Annotated in this window: 21 protein-coding genes and 1 riboswitch; of the genes, 20 read left to right on the top strand and 1 reads right to left on the bottom strand. The window is 66.6% G+C overall.

Annotated features, from left to right (window positions below; genetic code table 11):
• The first annotated feature begins 21 nt into the window (after positions 1-21).
• The 5 genes from E0E41_RS08535 to E0E41_RS08515 all read left to right on the top strand — a co-directional run bounded on the left by E0E41_RS08535 (position 22) and on the right by E0E41_RS08515 (position 5,164).
• Positions 22-1,275 (top strand): serpin family protein, encoded by a 1,254-nt coding sequence (locus E0E41_RS08535; RefSeq protein WP_130869546.1) that lies wholly within the window; start codon positions 22-24, stop codon positions 1,273-1,275.
• Positions 1,276-1,318: 43 nt separating this feature from the next.
• Positions 1,319-1,855 (top strand): 4'-phosphopantetheinyl transferase family protein, encoded by a 537-nt coding sequence (locus E0E41_RS08530; RefSeq protein WP_130869545.1) that lies wholly within the window; start codon positions 1,319-1,321, stop codon positions 1,853-1,855.
• An 84-nt stretch (positions 1,856-1,939) separates the two neighbouring features.
• Positions 1,940-3,034 carry an MGDG synthase family glycosyltransferase gene (locus tag E0E41_RS08525; protein WP_242623737.1) on the top strand — a complete coding sequence of 365 codons (1,095 nt, stop codon included), beginning with the start codon at positions 1,940-1,942 and terminating at the stop codon, positions 3,032-3,034.
• Positions 3,031-4,104, top strand: a complete 1,074-nt coding sequence (locus tag E0E41_RS08520; protein ID WP_130869544.1) for a lysylphosphatidylglycerol synthase transmembrane domain-containing protein — start codon at positions 3,031-3,033, stop codon at positions 4,102-4,104. Before E0E41_RS08525 ends, E0E41_RS08520 begins: the two co-directional genes overlap by 4 nt.
• A gap of 112 nt (positions 4,105-4,216) precedes the next feature.
• Complete coding sequence (locus tag E0E41_RS08515) at positions 4,217-5,164, top strand: ROK family protein (RefSeq protein WP_130869543.1); 948 nt, start codon at positions 4,217-4,219, stop codon at positions 5,162-5,164.
• A 39-nt stretch (positions 5,165-5,203) separates the two neighbouring features.
• On the opposite strand, the gene E0E41_RS08510 is transcribed toward E0E41_RS08515, so the two are convergent.
• Positions 5,204-5,467, bottom strand: a complete 264-nt coding sequence (locus tag E0E41_RS08510) for a hypothetical protein (RefSeq protein WP_130869542.1) — start codon at positions 5,465-5,467, stop codon at positions 5,204-5,206.
• Between the two features lie 193 nt (positions 5,468-5,660).
• Here E0E41_RS08510 and E0E41_RS08505 point away from each other — a divergent pair, with 193 nt between their 5' ends.
• From E0E41_RS08505 to cbiB, 15 genes are all read left to right on the top strand, one after another.
• Complete coding sequence (locus E0E41_RS08505; protein WP_130869541.1) at positions 5,661-8,111, top strand: cation-translocating P-type ATPase; 2,451 nt, start codon at positions 5,661-5,663, stop codon at positions 8,109-8,111.
• Between the two features lie 352 nt (positions 8,112-8,463).
• The gene (locus E0E41_RS19115; protein ID WP_130869540.1) at positions 8,464-9,228 is read left to right on the top strand and encodes a helix-turn-helix domain-containing protein; all 765 of its coding nucleotides are present in this window, start codon (positions 8,464-8,466) and stop codon (positions 9,226-9,228) included.
• A 61-nt stretch (positions 9,229-9,289) separates the two neighbouring features.
• Positions 9,290-9,469: riboswitch (cobalamin riboswitch) on the top strand.
• 88 nt (positions 9,470-9,557) lie between these two features.
• On the top strand, positions 9,558-10,694 hold the full coding sequence (gene cbiD, locus E0E41_RS08495; protein ID WP_130869539.1) for a cobalt-precorrin-5B (C(1))-methyltransferase CbiD: 1,137 nt from the start codon (positions 9,558-9,560) through the stop codon (positions 10,692-10,694).
• 9 nt (positions 10,695-10,703) lie between these two features.
• Positions 10,704-11,459, top strand: a complete 756-nt coding sequence (gene cobM / locus E0E41_RS08490; protein ID WP_130869538.1) for a precorrin-4 C(11)-methyltransferase — start codon at positions 10,704-10,706, stop codon at positions 11,457-11,459.
• A complete protein-coding gene (locus tag E0E41_RS08485) occupies positions 11,456-12,445 on the top strand; it encodes a cobalt-precorrin 5A hydrolase (protein ID WP_130869537.1) in 990 nt (329 codons plus the stop codon). The genes cobM and E0E41_RS08485 overlap by 4 nt, the downstream gene beginning before the upstream one ends.
• Positions 12,442-13,176, top strand: coding sequence for a precorrin-3B C(17)-methyltransferase (cobJ, locus tag E0E41_RS08480; protein WP_130869536.1), 735 nt, complete (start codon positions 12,442-12,444; stop codon positions 13,174-13,176). The genes E0E41_RS08485 and cobJ overlap by 4 nt, the downstream gene beginning before the upstream one ends.
• 1 nt (position 13,177) lies before the next feature.
• The gene (cobK, locus tag E0E41_RS08475) at positions 13,178-13,918 is read left to right on the top strand and encodes a precorrin-6A reductase (protein ID WP_130869535.1); all 741 of its coding nucleotides are present in this window, start codon (positions 13,178-13,180) and stop codon (positions 13,916-13,918) included.
• Positions 13,915-15,111: a precorrin-6y C5,15-methyltransferase (decarboxylating) subunit CbiE gene (gene cbiE / locus E0E41_RS08470; protein ID WP_130869534.1), complete on the top strand. Its 1,197-nt coding sequence runs from the start codon at positions 13,915-13,917 to the stop codon at positions 15,109-15,111. Before cobK ends, cbiE begins: the two co-directional genes overlap by 4 nt.
• Positions 15,108-16,484, top strand: a complete 1,377-nt coding sequence (locus E0E41_RS08465) for a cobyrinate a,c-diamide synthase (protein WP_130869533.1) — start codon at positions 15,108-15,110, stop codon at positions 16,482-16,484. Before cbiE ends, E0E41_RS08465 begins: the two co-directional genes overlap by 4 nt.
• Complete coding sequence (cobT, locus tag E0E41_RS08460) at positions 16,481-17,539, top strand: nicotinate-nucleotide--dimethylbenzimidazole phosphoribosyltransferase (RefSeq protein WP_130869532.1); 1,059 nt, start codon at positions 16,481-16,483, stop codon at positions 17,537-17,539. The genes E0E41_RS08465 and cobT overlap by 4 nt, the downstream gene beginning before the upstream one ends.
• Positions 17,540-17,551: 12 nt before the next feature.
• On the top strand, positions 17,552-18,076 hold the full coding sequence (locus E0E41_RS08455; RefSeq protein ID WP_130869531.1) for a bifunctional adenosylcobinamide kinase/adenosylcobinamide-phosphate guanylyltransferase: 525 nt from the start codon (positions 17,552-17,554) through the stop codon (positions 18,074-18,076).
• Positions 18,073-18,840, top strand: coding sequence for an adenosylcobinamide-GDP ribazoletransferase (locus E0E41_RS08450; RefSeq protein WP_130869530.1), 768 nt, complete (start codon positions 18,073-18,075; stop codon positions 18,838-18,840). Before E0E41_RS08455 ends, E0E41_RS08450 begins: the two co-directional genes overlap by 4 nt.
• On the top strand, positions 18,837-19,196 hold the full coding sequence (locus E0E41_RS08445; protein ID WP_130869529.1) for a bifunctional adenosylcobinamide kinase/adenosylcobinamide-phosphate guanylyltransferase: 360 nt from the start codon (positions 18,837-18,839) through the stop codon (positions 19,194-19,196). Before E0E41_RS08450 ends, E0E41_RS08445 begins: the two co-directional genes overlap by 4 nt.
• Complete coding sequence (locus tag E0E41_RS08440) at positions 19,187-19,783, top strand: histidine phosphatase family protein (protein WP_130869528.1); 597 nt, start codon at positions 19,187-19,189, stop codon at positions 19,781-19,783. Before E0E41_RS08445 ends, E0E41_RS08440 begins: the two co-directional genes overlap by 10 nt.
• The gene (cbiB, locus tag E0E41_RS08435) at positions 19,780-20,757 is read left to right on the top strand and encodes an adenosylcobinamide-phosphate synthase CbiB (protein WP_130869527.1); all 978 of its coding nucleotides are present in this window, start codon (positions 19,780-19,782) and stop codon (positions 20,755-20,757) included. Before E0E41_RS08440 ends, cbiB begins: the two co-directional genes overlap by 4 nt.
• Positions 20,758-20,764 lie beyond the last annotated feature (7 nt).

Genomic DNA, 20,764 nt, shown 5'->3' with positions numbered 1-20,764 from the left:
AAAGAAAAAGGAGGATCCCCTATGAGAGGAAAGCTGGTGGCTCTGCTCCTGCTCCCGGCCCTGCTGGCCGGGTGCTCCGCTCCGACCTCCGCTCCCCGGGTGGCGGGGGCGACTGACCTGACCCCCAAGCATGAGGCCGGAGACAGAGGGGATTTCCAGGCCAAGCCCCAGGCCGACGCCGCTATCGGGAATCTGGGGGCTGACCTGCTCCGGGCTGTCCGGCAGCCGGGGGAGAACACCCTGCTCTCCCCCCTGTCGGTGGCCCTGGCCCTGTCCATGACGGCCAACGGAGCCGCCGGGGACACCCGGGCGGAGTTTGAGGCTCTGCTGGGGGCGGAGGTGAACACCCTCAACGAAAACGCCGCTTCTCTCCTGGCCGACTACCTGTCCCTGGAGGGGAGCACCCAGTCCGCCGTCGCCAACTCCCTGTGGGTGGACCAGGGGATGACGGCCAAAGACCTGTTTCTGGAGCGGTGCGCCGGCTTCTATCAGGCGGGGGTGTACCAGGCCGACCTGGACACGGAGCGGGCCAAAGACGCCGTGAACGACTGGATCAGCCAGGTCACCCGGGGGATGATCCCCCAGATGCTCCAGAAGCCTCTGCCGGAGGAAACTGCCCTGCTGCTGGCCAACGCCCTCTGGTTAAAGACCACCTGGGCGGAGGAGTTTGACCCCAGCGGCACCCATACCCGCCCCTTCACCGCCGCCGACGGAGCGGTGACCGATACCGGCTTCCTCTCCAACGGCATTCGGACGGAGCAATACTTCCGGACGGAGGATGCCGCCGGGGTGGTGCTGCCCTACGACGACGGGCGGCTGGCCTTTTTGGCGGTGCTGCCGGACGGAGACCTGGACGGCTGGCTGGAGGGGGTGGACGGGGAGACCTTTTCCAGCTTGCTGGAGGCGGCGGAGGACGCCACGGTGTCCCTGTGCCTGCCCAAATTTGAGGCGGAGTGGGGCGGCAACCTGTCCGACGCCCTGAAAGGCATGGGGCTGGAGGCCGCCTTTGACCCGGGACTGGCGGACTTCTCCGCCCTGGGCACCACGGCGGAGGGCCTCCCCCTGTTTGTCAGCTCGGTGGACCACCGGGCCAGGATCGAGGTCAACGAGAAGGGCACCGAGGCCGCCGCCGCCACGGTGGTGGCCATGCCGGCGGGAGCGGAGCCTCCGGCGGAGCGGGTGGAGCTCATCTTCGACCGGCCCTTCTGCTACGCCGTGGTGGACCTGGAGCGGGGGGTGCCTCTGTTCCTGGGCACGTTTGAAACGGTGGAATAACGGGGATATTTGTGGTATCCTGAGAAAAAAGGAGGGGACGGATATGGAGCTCTGGCTGAGGAAGGGAGAGGCGTACCGGCTGCTGGCGGACCTGCTGGCGGCGGAATACGGCCTGCCTGAGCTGCCGGAGCTGGCCCGGGAGGAGGGGGGCAAGCCCTTTTTCCCCCAAAAACCCGACCTCCACTTCAACGTGAGCCACAGCGGCGGCCTGGCTTTGTGCGGTGTGGGCTCCGCCCCCCTGGGGGTGGATATCGAGGTGGTCCGCCCCCGGCGGGAGGGCCTGGCCAAGTATATCTGTTCCCCGGCGGAGTACGCCTGGTATGAGCAGCTGGGCGGGGACTGGGAGAGCCTGTACACCATCTGGACCTTGAAGGAGGCCAGGATCAAGTGTACCGGCAAAGGCCTGCGGCAGCTTGCCAGCACCATTGCCGTCCCCCTGATCGGCCCCGGCCGGACCGGAACGCTGGACGGGCTGATCTTCCGTGCCTATGCCGGTCCCGGGTGGCGGGGGGCGGTCTGCTGCGCCCCGCCGGAGGAGCCCCCGGAGCGCCCCTGTGATCAAAATGTTTCTTTTTCTTAATTTCTTTTTAAGAATCTGCCCAAGGTTTTCTAAAGAAACCTCCTTTATACTAGACCTGTAAGCTGGGAAAGGGAGGGAGACCCCGTGAAGATCTTGATTTTGACCGGAAAATTCGGCATGGGCCACTGGTCCGCGTCCATGTCTCTGCGCCAACAGCTGCTGCGGGCGTTTCCCAACGCCCAGGCGGAGGTGCTGGACCTGATCGCCTATACCCGGCCCAACACCTCCGAGGCCATGTACCGCTGGTTCAACCTGCTGGTCACCCGGGGCAGCGGGCTGTTCAATCTCTACTACAAGATCACCCAGGACCTGCCGTCCAGCGACTGGCAGCTCTTTGAGGAGCAGGAGATGGACCGGCTGGAGGAGCTGCTGGACGACCGGCGGCCCGACGCCGTCATCGCCACCCACCCCATCTGCGCCCGGATGATGTCCCGCTGGAAGGGGGAGACGGGCAGCACCCTGCCCCTCATCACCTGCGTCACCGACCTGTCCAGCCACTCCGAGTGGATCCACAAGGGCACCGACTGCTACCTGGTGGGCTCGGAGGATATCAAGGAGAAGCTGGCGGCCAAGGGGGTGGACCGGGAGATCATCTGTGTCACCGGTATCCCGGTGCGCCTGGAGTTCAAGCACCCCGTCCGGCGGCGGGGCGGCCAGGAGCGGCGGCTGCTGGTCATGGGCGGCGGCCTGGGCCTGATGCCCCGGAAGGATTCCTTCTATGAGGAACTCAACGATCTGCCCAACGTCCACACCACCATCATCACCGGCGGCAATCAGAAGCTGTACGAGCGCCTGGCGGGGAAGTACGCCAACATCGAGGTGCTGGGCTTTACCGACCGGGTGTACGAGTATATGGCCGCCTCCGATCTGGTGCTCACCAAGCCCGGCGGCATCACCATGTTTGAGAGCATTTTTTCCGAGCTGCCCATCCTGGCCTGGGAGCCCTTCCTGGAGCAGGAGAAGAACAACGCCCGGTTCCTGGTGCGAAAGGGCATGGGCCGGGTGGCGTCCAAGGAGCCGGAAGCCTGTCTGGAGGCCATCCGGGACCTGATCTATGACGATGAGGCTCTGGCAGCCATGTCGGCCCGGATGCGGGCCATGAAGTCCCGCCTGGAGGAGGAGAGCCTGAACCGGATCCTCTCCGGCCTGGCGGTGGAGCGGGAGGCGAAAGTGGGATGAACAAGCGAAAAAGTCTGCTGGGCATCGGGATGATCCTGGCGCTGATGGTCCTCACCGGCTGCCTGCTGCTGAAGGATCTGTCCCCCGGCAAGCTGGCGGGCATCCTGGCCCAGGTCAGACCGGGCTGGCTGGTGCTGGGTCTGGGCCTGATGGTGGCCTTTGTGGGGTGCGAGGCCATGTGCTCCCGCCTGATCCTGGGCCGGCTGGGCCACAAGACCAACTACCGCCGCTGCCTGGGCTACTCCTTCGTGGGCTTTTACGTCAGCTCCATCACCCCCTCCTCCACCGGAGGTCAGCCCGCCCAGGTCTACTATATGTCCAGGGACAATATCCCCGCCGCCCACGGGGCGCTGAATATGATGCTCATTGCCGTGTGCTACCAGGTGACAGTGGTGGGCTACGCCCTGGCAGTGGTGCTCTCCCACTTCTCCCTGGTGGCAAACCTGGGGAACGGGCTGATGATCCTGCTGCTCTACGGCGCCCTGGTCAACGGGGCATTGACGGCGGGCATGCTCTGCCTCATGTTCCTGCCCAACGCCGCCCGCAAGCTCACCGGCGGGGTGCTGAAGCTGCTGGTGCGGGTGCGCCTGGTGCGCCATGAGGAGGCGGCCCGGGAGAAGCTGGAGCGGCAGCTGGCGGAGTACCGCCGGGGCGCCGACTGTGTCAAGGCAAATCCCGGCCTGGTGCCGGTGCTGCTGGGGCTCACCTTCCTCCAGCTCACCGCCCTGTTCTCCGTGCCGGTGGCGGTGTACCACGCCTTCGGCCTCACCGGCAGCAGCGCGGTGAGCATCATCTGCACCCAGGCCCTGGTGACCCTGGCGGTGTCCAACCTGCCCCTGCCCGGGGCGGTGGGGGCCTCAGAGGGCGGTTTTGTCACCGCCATGGCCCTGTTCTTCGGCCCCACCCTGGTGACCCCGGCGGTGCTGGTGTCCCGGGGCATCAGCTTCTACTCCTTCCTGGTCATCAGCGGCGTCATCACCCTGGCGGTCCATCTGCGCTCCCGCCAAAAAAAGCAGGTGGAGCTTTCACCCCGGCTCCCTAGGACGGCCCGGGGCACCGTGACCACGTGATCCCCCCCTTTTACGCCCCGACGCGGAATCTGTCCCGCCGGGGCGTTTTTTGCTTGTGCTGGGGGCGGACCTGTCTTATAATGTCAGCAGAAGAAACGGAGGAGGCCGGAGTATGCACTATCTTGGCATTGATCTGGGCGGCACCAACGTGGCGGCCGCCGTGGTGGACAAGGACGGGACCATTCTGGGCAAGGCCAGCCTGCCCACTCCCCGGACGGGCGCCGAAGCTGTGGCCGATCAGATGGCCGCTGCCGCCAAGGCCGCGGCGGAGCAGGCGGGGGTGTCCCTGGAGCAGGTGGAATCGGTGGGCATCGGCTCCCCCGGTACCATCGAGCCCCAGCACGGGCTGATCAAATTCTGGTCCAACCTGGATTTTGAGAATGTGCCCCTGGCGGCACTGGTGGAGGAGCGGCTCCACAAGCGGATCTACCTGGAGAACGACGCCAACGCCGCCGCCCTGGGGGAGTATGCCGCCGGGGCGGGCAAGGGCAGCCAGTCCATGGTGGCCATCACCCTGGGTACCGGGGTGGGAGGCGGCGCCATCCTGAACGGCAGGCTGTACACCGGCTTCAACTACGCCGGTATGGAGGTGGGCCACTTCGTCATTGAGCACAACGGCCGGCCCTGTACCTGCGGCCGGAAGGGCTGCTTTGAGGCCTATTGCTCCGCTACCGCCCTCATCAAGCGCACCCGGCAGGTGATGGAGGAGAATCCGGATTCCCTGCTGTGGCAGCTGGCGGGGGATCTGGATAAGGTCAACGGTCGCACCCCCTTTGACGCCGCCGCCCAGGGGGACGCCGCCGCCGGGAAGGTCATCGACGAGTACGTGGACTACCTGGGCTGCGGGGTGGCCAGCCTGGTGAACATCCTCCAGCCGGAGGTGTTCTGCATCGGCGGCGGGCCCTCCGCCCAGGGAGAGACCCTGATGGCTCCGGTGCGCTACATCCTGAACCGGGAGGACTACGCCCGCAACAGCGTCCACCGCACCCGGCTGGTGCGGGCCGCTCTGGGCAACGACGCCGGCATCATCGGCGCCGCCCTCCTGCCTCTGTTCCGCTGAACGACGAAAGGACCCGCTTTTAGCGGGTCCTTTTTGCGGTCATTCCACGGGACTGTACCCGCCGCAGGGATCATCGTCCGGGTCCTCCTCCCCGCAGTTCTCCGGCAGGGGAAAGACCAGCAGGGACAGCCCGAACAGAGCCGCTGCCGCCACCACGCCTGCCTCCAGCCTGTGCTCCTCCAGCCAGGGGCGGTATTCCTCCAGAGCGGGCAGCTTGACGGCGGCGCCATAGAGCACCGCCGCCAGCCCGCCGCACAGAGCCAGCCGGGCGGCCGCCTTTTTCCGATCCGGTTTCCATTCCATAGGCACCCTCCTTTCTTTCCAGTATAATGAGCCGGACGGCCGGAAAGACCGGAGATTTCTGCGAGGAGCGAAAGAAATCTGCAAAAACACGAAAAAATTGTGAGGAAACAGTTAAGTTTTTCCTGCCGCCCTTGTCCGGCGGCGGCAATTCCGCTATAATGCATACGAAAAAACAAAAAACAGGGGCGGAAGCATGGCGAAGAAGAAACCACGCCGGACAGAGCCGGCGGAACCAGTACAACAGCATACCCGACGGGAGGTGCCCCGGGTGACGGCGGACCCGGAAAAGGGCCTGAACATGGCCCAGGTACGGGAGCGGCAGCACCACGGCTGGGCCAACGACCCGGTGGAATCCCCCACCAAGACAGTGGGGCAGATCGTCCGGGAGAACTGCTGCACCTTCTTTAACTTCATCTTTATCGTTCTGGCGGCCCTGCTGGTGGCGGTGGGGTCCTTTGACGACATGCTCTTCCTCCTCATCGCCCTGGCCAATACCGCCATCGGCATTTTTCAGCAGCTGCGCTCCAAGCAGACGGTGGACAAGCTGAACCTGCTGGCGGCTCCCCGTGCCAATGTGGTGCGGGAGGGGAACGTGCTCTCGGTGCCGGCGGCCCAGCTGGTGCGGGACGACGTGGCGGAGCTCTCATCCGGGGAGCAGATCCCCGCCGACGCCACCGTCCTCTCCGGTCAGGTGCAGGTGAATGAGGCCCTCATCACCGGCGAGGCCGATGCCATCGTGAAAAATCCCGGGGACCAGCTGCTCTCCGGCTCCTTCGTGGTGGCCGGGCGCTGCCGGGCCCGGCTGGACCGGGTGGGGGCGGAGTCCTACGCCGCCAAGCTGACCCTGGAGGCCAAAAAGGACGTCACCGTGGGCAAGAGCGAGATGATGTCCTCCCTGGACAAGCTGATCCGCATCATCGGCATTCTGCTGGTGCCCATCGGGGTGGCCCTCTTCGTCAAGGAGTACTTCTTCCTGGAGCGCACCGCCCAGGAGGCGGTGGTGTCCATGGTGGCCGCCCTCATCGGCATGATCCCCGAGGGGCTCTACCTGCTGACCAGCGTGGCCCTGGCGGTGAGCATGATCCGCCTGGCCCAGGGCAAGGTGCTGGCCCAGGACATGAACTGCATCGAGACCCTGGCCCGGGTGGACGTGCTGTGCGTGGACAAGACGGGCACCATCACCGAGCCCCACATGGAGGTGGGGGAGGTGGTGTACCTGGACCCGGAGAAATACGCCGAGACCGAGGTCACCGAGACCCTCAACGCCTTCTACAAGGTGATGGAGGCGGACAACGACACCGGCCGGGCCATGCAGAAGAAATTCCACGGCACTTCCGTGTGGCACGCCTCCCAGACCATCCCCTTCACCTCGGCGGCCAAGTGGAGCGCCGCCGTGTTCCCCGGCCACGGCTCCTTCGTGGTGGGGGCCCCCGAGTTCATCATGGGTCAGCGGTACGCCGACCTGAAGGAGCAGGTGGACCCCTGGTCCGCCAAGGGCTACCGGGTGCTGCTGCTGGCGGAGTATGACGGCGTCCCCGACCAGGGGCGGGGGCTGGACCCCCGGCGGGTGTCCCCCATGGCCCTGGCCATGCTGGCCAACCGGGTGCGCCCGGCGGCCCCCAAGACCTTCCGCTACTTTGCCGAGCAGGGGGTGGCGGTGAAGGTGATCTCCGGCGACAACCCGGTGACGGTGGCCGAGGTGGCCCGCCAGGCGGGCATCGAGGGGGCGGACAAGTACGTGGACGCCGCCACCCTCCGCAGCGACAGCGACATCGAGCGGGCGGTGCGTCACTACACCGTGTTCGGCCGGGTCACCCCCAACCAGAAGCGGAAGCTGGTCCGGGCCCTCCAGAAGGAGGGCCACACCGTGGCCATGACCGGCGACGGCGTCAACGACGTGCTGGCCCTGAAGGACGCCGACTGCGGCATCGCCATGGCCTCCGGCGCCGACGCCGCCTGCCACGCCGCCCAGCTGGTGCTCCTCAACTCCGACTTCTCCGCCATGCCCAAGGTGGTGGCTGAGGGCCGGCGGGTCATCAACAACATCCAGCGGGCCGCCGCCCTCTACCTGGTGAAAAACATCTTCTCCTTCTGCCTGGCCATCATCTCCCTGTTTGCCACGGTGCCCTACCCGGTGACCCCCCTCCAGCTGTCTTTGCTCAGCGCCGTCACCATCGGGGTGCCCTCCTTCTTCCTGGCCCTGGAGCCCAACCACAGCCTGGTGAAGGGGAAGTTCCTGGCCAACGTGTTCCGGTCCGCCCTGCCCGGCGGACTGTCCGATCTGATCGTGGTGCTGGGGGCGGAGGTGTTCTACCTGGCCTTCGGCTTCACCACCGACGAGCTGTCCACCATCTCCGCCATCCTGCTCATCGTCATCGGCATTCTGGTGCTCTATCAGGTGTGCAAGCCCTTTGACTGGAAGCGGCGGGTGCTGTGGGGGGCCATGGCGGGCTCCTCGGCGGTGACGATTCTCTTTTTTGGACAGAACTTCGGCCTGAGCCCCCTGGAGCTCCAGCCCTTCCTGGTGCTGCTGGTGTTCCTGGGCCTGTCCTACTCGGTGTTCAAGCTGATGCTCAACCTGTTTGAGCTGGGCAGCAAATTGTTCAACCGGATCCGCGGCCTGGGGGGACGGCGGCGGGCATGACCCACCCACTTTGTTCGGAACGCCCCCTGATGCAGCACGGTCCTCCGGCTGTGTCGGGGGGTGCTTTGGTTTATTTGGCTGGCCCAGAGTGGACCATGAGCGGGGGCCTGGCCGGTACCAGAATGGTACAGTATCTCCGGGCTTCCTTTCCGCCTTGTTCCGGTCTGGTGTCACCAGTGAAGCTTTTGATCTTTTTCCCTTGCTCCACTCTGGGTCAGATCTACGAGATATTGCCAGGCCAGGGGCGGTTATCAGGCGGCCGGGTCAGGGAATTTCCATCTACTCTACCGACAGTCGGTTGCCAGGAACGGTACGGCGGCCTTACAATGGCGGGAGGAAGGAGGCTGCATCTATGTTTGAGATCGACCGGGAGGCCTTCGGGGCCTTCCTTGTCCGGCTGCGGAAGGAAAAGGGCCTGACCCAGAAGGAGCTGGCCGAACAACTCTACGTGTCCGACAAGGCGGTGAGCAAGTGGGAGCGGGGGCTGAGCCTGCCCGACATCTCCCTGCTCACCCCGCTGGCGGAGATTCTGGGGGTGACGGTGACCGAGCTGCTCCGGGGGGAGCGGCTGGCGGGAGCGGAAACCCTGCCGGTGGACCAGGTGGAGGAGCTGCTGACAGGCTCCCTGGAGCTGTCCGGGACCCAGCGGCAGCAGAAGCGGCAGGACCGGAGACGGCGGGGGCTGCTGTGGGGCCTGTCCGCAATCATGGCGCTGGTGGAGCTGCTGGCCCTCCGGTGGGCGGGCTTCTCCTGGCCGGTGCTGTGGGACGATCTGGGAATAGTGGAGGGGATCTGCCTGTTCTTCGGGGCCTGGGCCTGCTTCCTGGCTCCGGACGTGCTGCCCGCCTACTACGATGAGAACAACATCACCTCCTTCAGCCAGGGGCCTTTCCGCATGAACCTGGCGGGGGTGCGCATCAGCAACCGGAACTGGCCCTACCTGATGGGAGCGGCCCGGTGGTGGCTGCTGCTGACGCCGGTGGTGTTCCCCCTGCTCTACCTGGCCCTCCAGTGCTTCGCCCCCGTGCTGTGGGGGTCGGGGCGGCTGTGGCTCACCCTGGCGGCCGCCCTGGGGTTCTTTGTGCCGGTGATCGTAGCGGGCAAGCTCCATGAGTAAAAGCCACAAATTCGACCGATTTTCCTTGCCTTTTTTTCGGCGTACTGATATAATAGCTAAGATAACTGAAAGCACTTGCAGCCGCGGAGTACCGCATCAGGGGAAGCCGGTGAAAATCCGGCGCAGTCTTACCTCTACTGTAAGCGTGGACGAAGGCGCACGAGCCATTGGCCCCAGGCCGAGAAGGCGTGCCGGAGGAGGAAACGCAAGCCAGGAGACCCACTGTAAGGGCGTTTGCGTTACTCTGAGGTGGAGAGTGCGGCAGAACACAGGCAAAAGGCCCTCCCTCAATGACGGGAGGGCTTTCTTTTTTGGAACGGAGGGGCGGAATGGCAAAGCTGGAGGTCTATCTCCCGGTGGGGAAGGAGAAGCTGCGCTGCGGCTATACCACCGGCACCTGCGCGGCGGCGGCCGCCGCCGGGGCGGCCCGGCTCCTCCTCACCGGGGAGCGGCTGCCCGCCGTCCGGGTGGACACCCCCGCCGGCATCACCGTGGAGGCCGAGCTGCTGGACCACGCCGCCGGACCGGGCTGGGCCTCCTGCGCCGTCCGCAAGGACGGGGGGGACGACCCGGACGTCACCGACGGGGCCCTGATCTGCGCCAGAGCGGAGCGGACGGATACACCCGGCGTCACCATCGACGGCGGCGTGGGGGTGGGCCGGGTCACCCGGCCCGGCCTGGACCAGCCGGTGGGTCAGGCCGCCATCAACTCCACCCCAAGGCGGATGATCCGGACCCAGGTGGAGCAGATCATGGCCGGGGCGGACTATGCCGGCGGCCTGGCGGTGACCATCTCGGTGCCCGAGGGGGAGAGGCTGGCGGAACACACCTTCAACCCCCGGCTGGGCATTGAGGGGGGCATCTCCATCCTGGGCACCAGCGGCATCGTCCGGCCCATGAGCGAGGCCGCCCTCCTTGATTCCCTCTACCTGGAGCAGGACATGGCCCGCGCCACCGGGGTGACAGACCTGCTGATGACCCCCGGCAACTACGGGGATGCCTTCGCCCAGGATACCCTGGGCCTGGACCTGACCCACCGCTGCACGTGCAGCAACTATGTCGGCGCGGCCATCGACCACGCCGCCGGGCTGGGCTTCCGGTCCCTGCTGCTGGTGGGCCACCTGGGCAAGCTGATCAAAGTGGCTGCCGGCAGCATGAACACCCACTCCAAGGTGGCCGACGGCCGGCGGGAGACCCTCACCGCCCACGCCGCCCTGGCGGGCGGTTCGTCGGAGCTGCTCCGTGCCCTGTTCGACAGTCCCACCACCGACGCGGGGGTGGAGCTGCTGAAAAAAGCCGGCCTGCTGGAACAAGTGATGGCCTCCATCGGAGCGGCTCTGGAGGATCAGCTCCGCCATCGTGCGGGGCCGGAACTGGAGATCCAGGCGGTTTTCTTCTCCAATCAATATGGCATGTTAGGAAAGACATCGGGGGCGGACCGGCTGCTGGCCCTCCACCGGGTATAGGAGGAACTTATGGTACATTTTATCGGCGCAGGCCCCGGCGGGGCCGATCTCATCACCGTGCGGGGAGCCAAGCTGCTGGGGGAGGCCGACGTCATCATTTACGCCGGCTCCCTGGTGAATCCCGCCCTGCTGGACTATAAAAAAGAGGGCTGCCAGGTGTACGACAGTGCCAAGATGACCCTGGAAGAAGTCATCGAGGTAATGAAAGCTACGGAAGAAAAGGGCGGCACCACCGCCCGCCTCCATACCGGCGATCCCTCCCTCTACGGCGCCCATCGGGAGCAGATGGACGAGCTGGATAAGCTGGGTATCAGCTACGACGTGACCCCTGGCGTGTCTTCCTTCTCCGGAGCCGCCGCCGCCCTCTGCGCGGAGTATACCCTGCCCGACGTATCACAGTCCGTGATCATCACCCGCATGGCGGGCCGCACCCCGGTGCCCGAGGGAGAGCAGCTCCGCAAGATGGCCTCCCACGGCTGCACCATGGTGCTCTTTTTGTCCACCGGCCTGCTGGAGGATGTGGAAAAAGAGCTGGCGGCGGGGGGCTATGCACCCGACACCCCGGCGGCCATCGTGTATAAGGCCACCTGGCCGGAGGAAAAGGTGTACCGCTGCACCGTGTCCACCCTGGCTCAGACCGCCCGGGAAAACCACGTCACCAAGACGGCATTGATTACGATTGGTAATTTCCTGGGTAAAAAATACGAAAGATCCAAGCTGTACGACCCCACCTTTACCCACGAGTTCCGGGAGGCCAGCAAGTGACAGCGGCCATTCTGGCTTTTACCCGCCGGGGCGCGGTCCTGGGAAAGGTGCTGGCGGAGGCGCTGGATGCCTCCCTCCACGTGCCAGCCCGGTTTGCCGCTGAGGTGGGGGCGGAGGCGTACGACAGCCTGGAGGGCTGGACGGCGCGGATGTGGGGGGAAAAGGACGCCCTCATTTTTGTGGGAGCCTGCGGCATCGCCGTCCGGGCCATTGCCTCCCATGTGAAGGATAAATTCACCGACCCCGCCGTGGTAAGCGTGGACGAGGCGGGGCGGTTCGTCATCCCCCTCCTCTCCGGCCACGTGGGCGGGGCCAATGAGCTGGCCCTCCGGGTGGCGGCCCTCACGGGCGGCCAGGCGGCCATCTCCACTGCCACCGACGTCAACGGTCTGTTCGCCGTGGACGTGTGGGCCAGGGAGCGGGATATGGCCATCACCGACCGGACGCTGGCCAAGGAGGTGTCTGCCGCCTTGCTGGAAGGAAAGCCGGTGGGCTTTGCCAGCGACTTCGGCCACTCCTGCCCGCAGGGGCTGACCGAACACCCGGCGGAGCTTGGGGTATGGGTCACCTGGAAGACCGGAAACGGCCCCTTTGCCCGTACCCTGCGGCTGGTTCCCAAAGGATTGATTTTGGGCATCGGCTGCCGGAGAGGTACGGCCCGGGCGGCCATTGAGGAGGCGGTGTCCGCCGCCCTGGCGGGGTATGAGCCTGCCGCCGTGGAGCGGGTGGCCACCATTGATCTGAAACAGAACGAGCCCGGCCTGCTGGCCTTCTGCGCCGCCCACCACCTGCCCCTGTCCGTCTATCCGGCGGCGGAGCTGGCGGCGGTGGAGGGGACCTTTACCCCCTCCGACTTTGTAAAAGGAGTCACCGGGGTGGACAACGTGTGCGAGCGGGCGGCGGTCCGGGCAGGCGGGACCATCCTGATGCCCAAGCAGGCAAAAAACGGCGTCACCGTGGCGGTGGCGGGAAGGAATGTTTTATGAAAGTAACTGTCATCGGACTGGGCCCCGGCGGCGGCGCGGACCTGACCGGCCGGGCCAGAGCCGCGCTGGAGGCCTGCGACCTGATCGTGGGCTATACCGCCTATATCGACCTGGTGAAAGACGATTTTCCCGAAAAAGAGGTGCTGTCCACCGGCATGCGCCGGGAGGTGGACCGGTGCCGGGCCGCCGTGGAGGCCGCCCTCACCGGCAAGGACGTGGCGGTGGTGTGCTCCGGAGATTCCGGGGTGTACGGCATGGCGGGGCTCATCTACGAGGTGGCCCAGGAGTACGACCCCATCGAGATCGAAGTGGTGCCCGGCATCACCGCCGCCTGCGGCGGCGCCGCCGTGCTGGGGGCGCCCCTGACCCACGACTTCGCCGTCATCTCCCTGTCCGACCTGCTCACCCCCTGGGAGAAGATCGAAAAGCGGCTCACCGCCGCCGCCCGGGCGGACTTCGTCATCTGCCTCTACAACCCCTCCAGCAAGAGCCGCCCGGACTATCTCCAGCGGGCCTGCGACATCCTGCTGCGGGACAAGGACCCCGGTACCGTGTGCGGCACCGTCCGCAACATCGGCCGGGCGGGGGAGGAGGGACAGCTCCTCACCCTGAGCCAGCTGCGGGACACCCGGGTGGATATGTTCACCACCGTGTTCATCGGCAACAGCCAGACCAAGGTATTGGGCGGGAAGATGGTCACCCCCCGGGGCTACCTCCAGCGGGGGGAGTGAGATGAATATTCTGCTCTTCGGCGGCACCGGCGAGGGCAGGGAGCTGGCCCAGTGGCTGCTGGACCGGCACATCCCCGCCCTGGTGTGCGTGGCCACCGAGTACGGCGAGACCCTCCTGCCTTCCGGTGCGGAGGCCCATGTGGGGCGGCTGGACCGGGGGGAGATGGAACGGCTGATGGCCGCCCGCCCCTTCACCCACGTGGTGGACGCCACCCACCCCTACGCCGTGGAGGTGACCGCCAACATCAAAGCGGCGGCAGAGGCCGCCGGCCTGCCCCGGCTCCGGCTGGTGCGCATGTCCGACGGGGAGGACGGGTGCCACAAGGCGGAAAACGTGGCGGCGGCGGCGGAGATGCTGGAGGGGCTGCCGGGCAACGTACTGCTCACCACCGGCAGCAAGGAGCTGGACGCCTTTGCAAAGCCCGGCCTGGTGGAGCGGTGTTATCCCCGGGTGCTCCCCATGGTGGATTCGCTGACGCGCTGCCTGGAGCTGGGCTTTCCGCCCAGGCACATCATCTGTATGCAGGGGCCCTTCTCCAAAGAGCTGAACGTGGCCCTTTTACGGCAATATGACATCAAAACCCTGGTGACCAAGGACACCGGGGGCTACGGCGGGTTCCGGGAGAAGGCGGAGGCCGCAAAAGAGGCGGGGGCCGCCCTGCTGGTGGTGGAGCGGCCCGGCGACGAGACCGGATATACCCTGGAGGAGATTCAGGAGATTTTGAAGGAGGGACGGGCATGAAGGTCTATCTCATCGGGGTGGGCATGGGTTCCCCCGAGGTGATGACGGTGGGGGCCCTGGAGGCCATCAAGGCCTGCCCTGTGCTGGTGGGTGCGCCCCGGCTGCTGGAGCCCTGGACGGAAAGTCACGACTGCGTGCCCCTCATCGCCGGGGCCGATATCGCGGAATATATCGGCAAACAGCGGGGAGAGGGCCCCATCGGGGTCCTGCTGTCGGGAGACACCGGCTTTTACAGCGGGGCCAAAAAGCTGTGGGCCCTGCTGGGGGACCATGAAGTCATTACCCTCCCCGGCATCTCCTCCCTGAGCTACTTCTGCGCCAAGCTCCACACCGACTGGCAGGATGTGAAGATCGTCAGCGCCCACGGCCGCAGCCACAACGCGGTGGGGGAGATCCAGCGCAGCGAGCGCACCTTCGCCCTCACCGGCGGCAGCACCAAGGCCCAGGACATCTGCCGGGAGCTGACCGACCGTGGCCTGGGGAACGTGACCGTCTCGGTGGGAGAGCGGCTGAGCTACTCCGACGAGCGGATCGTCACCGGCACCGCGGCGGAACTGGCGGAGGAGGAATTTGCCGACCTGGCGGTGCTGCTGGCGGAGAATCCCGACCCGGTGGTGCGGCCGTGGAACGGCTCCGGCCTGCCCGACGGGGCCTTCCTCCGGGGCGACGTGCCCATGACCAAGGAGGAGGTGCGCACCCTGGCCCTCTCCAAGCTGCGGCTGGAGGCGGACCACGTGGTGTGGGACGTGGGGGCGGGCACCGGCTCGGTGTCGGTGGAGTGCGCCCTCTCCTGTCCCGCCGGCCGGGTGTTCGCCGTGGAGAAGAAGGAGGAGGCCCTGGCCCTGCTGGAGGAGAACAAGGCCCGGTTCCACGCCTCCAACCTGACCGTGGTGGGGGGCGCCGCCCCGGCGGCCCTGGAGGACCTGCCCGCCCCCGACCGGGTCTTTCTGGGCGGCACCTCCGGAGAGCTGGAGGAGATCCTCAACGTGATTTTCCGGAAGAATCCCGCCGCCCGGGTGGTGTGTACCGCCGTCACCCTGGAGACGGTGGCCGAGGCGGCCCGCCTCTTTGCCAACCTGGAGGGCGCCGACATGGTGCAGGTGTCCGCCACCCGCACCCGCTCTGCCGGGCGGTACCATCTGATGGACGCCCAGAACCCGGTGTGGCTGTTCTCCGGGGAGGGGCGGGCATGAGCGCCCCCCGGCTGCTGCTGTGCGCCAGCGCCAGCGGAGGGGGCAAGACCACGGTGACCTGCGCCGTCCTCCAGGCCCTGATGGACCGGAAGCTGAATCCCGTGGCCTTCAAGTGTGGCCCGGACTATATCGACCCCATGTTCCACAGCGAGATCATCGGGGCCAAAAGCCGCAATCTGGACCTCTTCTTCCTGGGCGAGGACAAGACCCGGTATCTTTTGGAGAAAAACAGCGCCGGGTCCGGCCTGGCCCTCATCGAGGGGGTCATGGGCTACTACGACGGCATCGCCATGAGCCATGAGGCCAGCGCCTGGCAGCTGGCCCGTGTGACCGAAACGCCGGCGGTGCTGGTGCTGGACGGACGGGGCAGCGCCCTCACCCTGGCGGCGGCGGTCCACGGCATACAGACCTTCCGGCCGGACAGCGGCATCCGGGGCGTGATCCTCAACCGGGTGTCCCCCATGCTCTACCCCCGATTAAAGGAGTGCATCGAGGCCGAGACCGGCCTTACCGTATACGGCTATCTGCCCAACCTGCCAGACTGCGCCCTGGAGAGCCGCCACCTGGGCCTGGTCACCGCCGGCGAGGTGGCCAACCTGAAGGAAAAGCTGAAAAAGCTGGCGGCCCAGGCGGAAAAGAGCCTGGATCTGGACGGCCTGCTGGCTCTGGCCTCCTCCGCCCCGGCCCTGAATCCAAAGCCCGTCGATCTGCCTGAGCCGGTGGAGGGCCAGCCCGTCATCGCGGTGGCGAAGGACAAGGCCTTCTGCTTCTACTACGCCGACGGCCTGGAGCTGCTGGAAACTTTGGGGGCAAAGCTGGTGGAGTTCTCCCCGCTGGCGGACGAGACCCTGCCGGAGGGGACCTGCGGCCTCTATCTGGGGGGCGGCTACCCGGAGCTGTTTGCCAAAGAGCTGGCGAACAACCACGGCCTGCTCCGGGAGATCCACCACAAGGTCCTTCACGGCCTGCCCACGGTGGCCGAGTGCGGCGGCTTTCTCTACCTGAACCGGCAGCTGGGGGACGCTGACAGCCGGTATGACTGGCGCATGGTGGGGGCCTTCTCCGGCCAGGCCCGCAATACCGGCAGGCTGGGCCGGTTCGGATACATCACCCTGACCGCCCGGAAGGACGGCCTGCTGTGCAGGGCGGGGGAGAGCTTCCCCGCCCACGAGTTCCACTACTGGGACAGCACCACCCCCGGCGCCGATTTCCATGCCCGGAAGCCTCAGAGCGACCGGGGCTGGGACTGCGCCTTCCATACGCCCACGCTGTACGCCGGATTCCCCCACTTCCATTTCTGGGCCAGGCCGGAGCTGGCCCGCAACTTTGTGGCGGCGGCCCGCCGCTATCATCAACAGGAGGCATTGCTATGACGCTGGCAGAAGTGGTACGTTCCATCACCCCCGCAGACCAGAAGGCGGCGGCGGCAGCCAAGGCCCGCTGGGACTCCATCGCCAAACCCCTGGGCAGCCTGGGGGCTCTGGAGAACGCCGTCATCCGGATCGCCGCCATGACGGGCACCCCTGATGTGGACATCTCCCGAAGAGCGGTGGCGGTGATGTGCGCCGACAACGGCGTGGTGGCCCAGGGGGTCACCCAGACCGGCCAGGAGGTCACCGCCATCGTGGCGGAGAACATGTCCTCCGGGGATACCAGCGTGTGCGCCATGGCCCGTCACGCCGGGGCGGAGGTGGTGCCGGTGGATATCGGCTGCGCCACCCCCCTGAAGGGTGAGCGGATCTTGCAGAAGAACATCCGCCGTGGCACCGCCGACCTGACCCAGGGTCCCGCCATGACCCGGGAGGAGGCGGAGCGGGCGGTGCTCACCGGCGTAGAGATCGCCAGAGACCTGTGCGCCAAGGGCGTCAACCTGCTGGGCACCGGGGAGATGGGCATCGGCAACACCACCACCTCCTCCGCCGTGGCCTCCGTGTTCCTGAAGAAAGAGCCGGTGGTGATGACCGGCCGGGGAGCCGGGCTGTCCAGCGAGGGCTTACAGCGCAAGATCCACGCCATCGAGACCGGCATCGCCCTCAACAAGCCCGACCCCAATGACCCCCTGGACGTGGTGAGCAAGGTGGGCGGCCTGGACCTGGCGGGCCTGGCCGGGGTGTTCCTGGGCGGGGCGCTGTGCCGGGTGCCGGTGCTGGTGGACGGGTTCATCTCCTCGGTGGCCGCCCTCATCGCCGCCCGGCTGTGCCCCGACAGCCGCGACTACATGCTGGGCTCCCACGCCTCCGACGAGCCCGCCAGCAAGCTGGTGCTGGCGGAACTGGGCCTGGAGCCCTTCCTCTACGCCGGGATGCGGCTGGGGGAGGGCACCGGTGCGGTGGCGGTGATGCCCCTGCTGGACATGGGCCTGGCGGTGTACCGGGAGATGACCACCTTCGAGGCCACCGACATCGAGGCCTATCAGCCCCTCACCTGAGGTGAAACTGCCATGCTGATTCTGGTATCCGGCGGGTCGGGCAGCGGCAAGTCGGAATTTGCCGAGGGACTGGTGGTGTCCTCCGGCCTGAACGAGCGGATCTATCTGGCCACCATGCAGGTGTGGGACGCCGAGAGCGTCCGCCGGGTGGAGCGCCACCGGGCCATGCGGGCGGGCAAGGGTTTCCAGACCCTGGAGTGCCCCACCGGCCTGGACAGGCTGGAGGTGCCGGAACACGCCGCCGTGCTGCTGGAGGACCTGTCCAACCTGTCCGCCAACGAGTATTTCGCCCCCCAGGGGGGCGGGAAGGCCGCCTTTGACCGGGTGCTGGCGGGCATTACAAAAGCCGCCGCCCGGGCGGACCTGCTGGTGGTGGTCACCAACGAGCTGTTCTCCGACGGGGTGCGGTACGACCCGGAGACCGCCGCCTATCTGGAGCTGCTGGCCGACCTGAACCGGGCCATCGCCGCCAAAGCGGATCAGGTATATGAAGTGGTGTGCGGGATTCCCGTGGCCTGGAAGGAAGTTTTTACGTGAAAAGCCTTATCATTGCCTTTGCCATGTACTCCAAGCTGCCCATGCCCAGGGTGGACTGGGAGAAAAAGGCCCTGTCCTGGGCCCTGTGCTGGTTCCCCCTGGTGGGGGTGGTCATCGGCCTGGTGCTGTGGGGCTGGATGGCCCTGGCGGAGTTTCTGCACATGGGCCCCGCCCTCTTTGCCGCCATCGCCCTGCTTATCCCCATCGCCCTCAGCGGCGGTATCCACCTGGACGGGTTCTGCGACACCTGCGACGCCCTGTCCTCCCACCAGACCCGGGAGAAGAAGCTGGAGATTTTAAAGGATTCCCACACCGGGGCCTTTGCCATCATCTGCTGCGTCCTCTGCCTGCTGGTGTTCTTTTCCTGCTGGTGCGAGGTGGAGGCGGCGGGGAGTACCGTCCTGGTGCTGGCCCTGGGGCCCGCCCTGTCCCGCAGCCTGTCCGGCCTCTTCGCCGTCACCCTGCCCAACGCCCGGGGCACCGGCCTGCTGGCCACCTTTACCGGGCCCATGGATACGGCCAGGGCCCGGGGGGTGCTGGTGATCTGGGTGGTGGCCTGCGCCGCCGCCATGCTGTGGCTGTCCCCCCTCACCGGTGGGGCCGCCCTGCTGGGGGCGGGGCTGGCCTGCCTCTACTACCGGATCATGAGTTTTCGGCAGTTCGGCGGGGTCACCGGCGATCTGGCGGGATTCTTCCTCCAGACCTGCGAGCTGGCCATGGTGCTGGCGGTGGTACTCGTCCAGAAGGTGGTGGCGGTATTATGACCTTGATTATCGGCGGCGCGGCCCAGGGTAAGCTGGACTACGTGCTGCAAAAGACCGGATATGACCCCGGCCAGGTGGCCCATACCCCGGAGGAGGCGGAGCATCTGCCTGTTTTCGACGGGGTGGAGCTGTGGCCCGACCTGGACGAGGAAAAGCTGCTGGCCGTCAATCCCGATATCATCCTCATCTGCGACGAGGTGGGCTGCGGTGTGGTGCCCATCGACCCGGCCCAGCGGGCCTGGCGGGAGCAGGTGGGGCGGCTGTGCTGCCGCCTGGCCAAGCGGGCGCAGCGGGTGGAGCGTATTTTCTGCGGCCTGCCCATGACCCTGAAAGGAGATTCTTCAACATGGAACTGATCCTCATTCGGCACGGTACCACCCAGGGTAACCTGGAGAAGCGGTTTGTCGGTACCCTGGACATCCCCCTGGCCCCCCAGGGAATTGAACTGGCCAAGCGGGTGGGTCCCACCCTGCCCCGTGTGGAGCACATCTACCGCTCCCCCCTGATGCGCTGCCGCCAGACGGCGGAGCTGCTGTGGCCGGGGACGGAGATGACGGTGATAAACGAGCTGCGGGAGAGCGACTTCGGACCCTTTGAGGGGAAGAACCACGAGGAGCTGAAGGACGATCCCCTGTACCAGGCCTGGATCGGCCAGTCGGGAGACCATCTGAATTTCGCCGCCATGCCGGTGGGCGAGACGGCAGAGCAGGTGGTGGACCGGGTGTCCATCGGCCTGGAGAAGCTGGCGGCGGACGCCATGGCCCACGGCTATCAGCGGGTGGGGGTGGTGTCCCACGGCGGCGCCCTCATGGGCCTGCTGAGCAAGTACGGCCGCCCGGTGCGGGAGTATTACGGCTGGATGTGCCCCAACTGCGGCGGCTTCCGCATGGCCCTCAACCCGGATACCCTGGAGCTGACGGTGCTGGAGGAGTACAAGGGATGAGCTGGGGAATCGGCCATCTGCTGGCCCTGCTCATGGGTTTCTGCCTGGATCTGCTGCTGGGGGACCCCCACTGGGCCCCCCACCCGGTGCGGGCCATCGGGGCCCTCATCGCCGGTCTGGAAAAGCTGCTGCGGAAGCTCTTTCCCAAGTCCCCCGCCGGTCAGCTGGCGGGGGGGACGGTGCTGGTGGTGCTGACGCTGTTCATCCCCACCGGCCTTGCCGTGCTGCTGCTGTGGGCCTGTAAGCTGGTGAGCCCCTGGCTGGCCCTGGGGGTGGAGAGCCTGCTGAGCTATCAGCTGCTGGCCACCAAATCCCTGGCCGCCGAGAGCCGCAAGGTGTACGACGCCCTCAAGGCCGGGGACCTGGACCAGGCCCGGCAGGCCGTGTCCATGATCGTGGGCCGGGACACCGCCTCCCTGGACGAGGCGGGGGTGACCCGGGCGGCGGTGGAGACGGTGGCGGAGAATGCCTCCGACGGGGTGATCGCTCCCCTCATCTTCCTGGCCATCGGCGGGGCTCCCCTGGGGATGTTCTACAAGGCGGCCAATACCATGGACTCCATGGTAGGCTATCAGAACGACCAATATCTGTATTTTGGCCGGGCGGCGGCCAAATTCGACGATATCCTGAACTTCATCCCCGCCCGCATCGCCGGGGTGCTCATGTGCCTGGGGGCCACAGCGGCGGGGTACGACGGGAAAAACGCCTGGCGGGTGTTCAGACGGGACCGGAAGAACCACAAGTCCCCCAATTCCGCCCACACGGAAGCCGCCTGCGCCGGGGCGCTCCAGCTCCGGCTGGCGGGACCCAACTATTACTTCGGCAAGCTGGTGGAAAAGCCCTATATCGGGGATGACCAGCGGCCCATCGAGCCGCTGGACATCCTGCGCTCGGGGCGTATCCTGTACGCCACCGCCTTTTTCGCCCTGCTGATTTTCTGCGGCGTGCCACTGCTGATTTTGCTGTTCCCGTAAAGGAGGA

Source organism: Intestinimonas massiliensis (ex Afouda et al. 2020) (assembly GCF_900626285.1).
Taxonomy (GTDB): Bacteria; Bacillota; Clostridia; order Oscillospirales; family Oscillospiraceae; genus Flavonifractor; species Flavonifractor massiliensis_A.
This window is presented reverse-complemented; position numbering and strand designations above follow the sequence as displayed.

Bases quoted from the DNA above. Each gene is read 5' to 3' on its own strand.
- E0E41_RS08535 (WP_130869546.1), top strand. From the start codon at position 22: ATGAGAGGAAAGCTGGTGGCTCTGCTCCTGCTCCCGGCCCTGCTGGCC.
- E0E41_RS08530 (WP_130869545.1), top strand. From the start codon at position 1,319: ATGGAGCTCTGGCTGAGGAAGGGAGAGGCGTACCGGCTGCTGGCGGAC.
- E0E41_RS08520 (WP_130869544.1), top strand. From the start codon at position 3,031: ATGAACAAGCGAAAAAGTCTGCTGGGCATCGGGATGATCCTGGCGCTG.
- E0E41_RS08515 (WP_130869543.1), top strand. From the start codon at position 4,217: ATGCACTATCTTGGCATTGATCTGGGCGGCACCAACGTGGCGGCCGCC.
- E0E41_RS08510 (WP_130869542.1), bottom strand. From the start codon at position 5,467: ATGGAATGGAAACCGGATCGGAAAAAGGCGGCCGCCCGGCTGGCTCTG.
- E0E41_RS08505 (WP_130869541.1), top strand. From the start codon at position 5,661: ATGGCGAAGAAGAAACCACGCCGGACAGAGCCGGCGGAACCAGTACAA.
- E0E41_RS19115 (WP_130869540.1), top strand. From the start codon at position 8,464: ATGTTTGAGATCGACCGGGAGGCCTTCGGGGCCTTCCTTGTCCGGCTG.
- cbiD (WP_130869539.1), top strand. From the start codon at position 9,558: ATGGCAAAGCTGGAGGTCTATCTCCCGGTGGGGAAGGAGAAGCTGCGC.
- cobM (WP_130869538.1), top strand. From the start codon at position 10,704: ATGGTACATTTTATCGGCGCAGGCCCCGGCGGGGCCGATCTCATCACC.
- cobJ (WP_130869536.1), top strand. From the start codon at position 12,442: ATGAAAGTAACTGTCATCGGACTGGGCCCCGGCGGCGGCGCGGACCTG.
- cobK (WP_130869535.1), top strand. From the start codon at position 13,178: ATGAATATTCTGCTCTTCGGCGGCACCGGCGAGGGCAGGGAGCTGGCC.
- cbiE (WP_130869534.1), top strand. From the start codon at position 13,915: ATGAAGGTCTATCTCATCGGGGTGGGCATGGGTTCCCCCGAGGTGATG.
- E0E41_RS08465 (WP_130869533.1), top strand. From the start codon at position 15,108: ATGAGCGCCCCCCGGCTGCTGCTGTGCGCCAGCGCCAGCGGAGGGGGC.
- cobT (WP_130869532.1), top strand. From the start codon at position 16,481: ATGACGCTGGCAGAAGTGGTACGTTCCATCACCCCCGCAGACCAGAAG.
- E0E41_RS08455 (WP_130869531.1), top strand. From the start codon at position 17,552: ATGCTGATTCTGGTATCCGGCGGGTCGGGCAGCGGCAAGTCGGAATTT.
- E0E41_RS08445 (WP_130869529.1), top strand. From the start codon at position 18,837: ATGACCTTGATTATCGGCGGCGCGGCCCAGGGTAAGCTGGACTACGTG.
- E0E41_RS08440 (WP_130869528.1), top strand. From the start codon at position 19,187: ATGGAACTGATCCTCATTCGGCACGGTACCACCCAGGGTAACCTGGAG.
- cbiB (WP_130869527.1), top strand. From the start codon at position 19,780: ATGAGCTGGGGAATCGGCCATCTGCTGGCCCTGCTCATGGGTTTCTGC.